3 protein-coding genes and 1 pseudogene are annotated in these 1,679 nt (G+C 42.9%); all 4 read right to left on the bottom strand.

Going from position 1 to position 1,679, the window contains the following annotated elements; all coding sequences use genetic code 11:
- Positions 1-87: 87 nt before the first annotated feature.
- Positions 88-240 carry a hypothetical protein gene (locus B5D58_RS13940; protein ID WP_158297479.1) on the bottom strand — a complete coding sequence of 51 codons (153 nt, stop codon included), beginning with the start codon at positions 238-240 and terminating at the stop codon, positions 88-90.
- Positions 241-310: 70 nt separating this feature from the next.
- Complete coding sequence (locus tag B5D58_RS13460; RefSeq protein WP_041356882.1) at positions 311-760, bottom strand: hypothetical protein; 450 nt, start codon at positions 758-760, stop codon at positions 311-313.
- A gap of 491 nt (positions 761-1,251) precedes the next feature.
- Positions 1,252-1,539: a hypothetical protein gene (locus B5D58_RS13455; protein ID WP_041356883.1), complete on the bottom strand. Its 288-nt coding sequence runs from the start codon at positions 1,537-1,539 to the stop codon at positions 1,252-1,254.
- Between the two features lie 62 nt (positions 1,540-1,601).
- A pseudogene (locus tag B5D58_RS13795) lies at positions 1,602-1,679 on the bottom strand (IS5-like element ISNeu3 family transposase); the annotation flags it as partial.

Here is a 1,679-nt window from a genome sequence, read left to right as displayed (position 1 = left end):
GGACGATAAAATTACCGAATTGAATAACTGAATCTGATCTAACAGGCACTCGTCAAATCGGGTAACTGTCAGATCAGATCTCAACTACTACACTTCATAAGCACGCTCCAAAGCGTGAATAGCTTCTTTGAATATTTCGCTATCGTGTACATTCTTCCACGGTATATATATGGCAAAGACAGATACTGCCGCAGAACCAAACGCAATCGCTGCTGCAATGCTTGCAATGATATCTGCCATGACCATTGTTTGGAAATTCATTATGATCTAACGTTTGAGCTCAAGCCGCAGCCCAGCAAGAGCATCACATCTACAGCGAATCGCAAATCATTTTTAGGTACAACGGCAGCATCCATCCGTTCCCATAGTTTGCATACGCTTTCTCAGATTTGTCTTCCCAACTGATCGCATCGCCATTTTGATATTGCTTGTACCCATAGTTGTTGTCGTTTCCTTTGAGCCAATCGGAAGTGGTGTAAGTGCGGCGTGTGCAGTTAACCATCACAGTTTCAGCCTCTTCTGCAGCGTCCAAGGAAGGCTCTTCATAATTGCTTCGTTCCACAAATTTGAGCTCAACGCGATGCCTTCCGTGAACACGGTAATCAAGCAGGACTTTGTATTCATACGTCGAAGACCCTCCGTTAGAAACAAAAGCTGTGCCTATAATGCCGTTCCTGAAACCATCACGTGGCGTCATTGCGCTCGAAACTAGCGGCAAAGCTGCTGCTACGAAGATCGTAAGGATGTATTTTATTTTCATAAGTAGTAAGTAGTTGGTGCAAGAACAGCTGCGCAACGAAACGTTTGCTGTATGAAGCCAAACGTAAATTAATTATGCTATTAAAAATGGCTTTGCTTTTCTTTGTCGATCCAGTCAAACTTTAAGATAGCTGGCCTTGGTCTTCCCAATACGAGATGTGTGGTTGTCGTGTTAACTATTTCCACTTTTTGTTTTTCTTGGCACAAAAATCATTTGCCTCTTGAGAAATTTCACCATGTACTACCGTAGGAGCGCCAAAACCAACTTATAAGCTTGTCTTTGATACATGTTGTACTGGTGTGCTACCCGTTATCCTTGGTAAAACGCAGCCTACAATGTCAAGAACCTATACACTCAATAGAGAGTGCTTTATTTCCAGACATTGGATATCCTGATTAGAATGCTGTGTGGTGAAAAATCCGATTGCGGCCTAACGTGGAAATCACTGAACGGCAAAAGTGTAGCTTTTATCGGTCCGATGGATTGGAAAGTTAGCGACCCACACACCAGTCTTTGAAGCCATCAAGTCTGGCGCTCGACATTATTGCTAATTGCCTACCGCCATAACAGTGGCTGCAAAACATGTACATAGCATCATTCAAATCTCCTGCGCTATGAGTGTCTATTCTTAACGCGATATCATTTGCTTCGGCCTCAATTTCTCCTTCGCTTCTTGCAGCGAGGTATACGACATAAGCCTGAACAACCTTCACCCCTCGTTTCATCATGAAGATGAACGCGGCAACAATTGCAATAACGAAAAATATTACTACTTCCACAACATCTCCTTAAGCATATTTAGGTTGCGATCATGATCTAAAACACTAGGTCGAATCGACATTTAAAGCCATAAAGTTGCTGCAGCCAGATGTATGAAGGCGGAGAAGTAAATAGCTTTACGGTCATATCTGGTTGAGAG

This window comes from Nitrosomonas europaea (assembly GCF_900167395.1).
In the GTDB taxonomy this organism is placed as follows: domain Bacteria; phylum Pseudomonadota; class Gammaproteobacteria; order Burkholderiales; family Nitrosomonadaceae; genus Nitrosomonas; species Nitrosomonas europaea.
Note: the sequence above shows the minus strand (reverse complement) of the source record. Positions and strands in the feature narration are given on the sequence as shown.

Excerpts from the sequence above, each read along its gene's own strand:
- B5D58_RS13940 (WP_158297479.1), bottom strand. The coding sequence starts at position 240 with ATGGCAGATATCATTGCAAGCATTGCAGCAGCGATTGCGTTTGGTTCT.
- B5D58_RS13460 (WP_041356882.1), bottom strand. The coding sequence starts at position 760 with ATGAAAATAAAATACATCCTTACGATCTTCGTAGCAGCAGCTTTGCCG.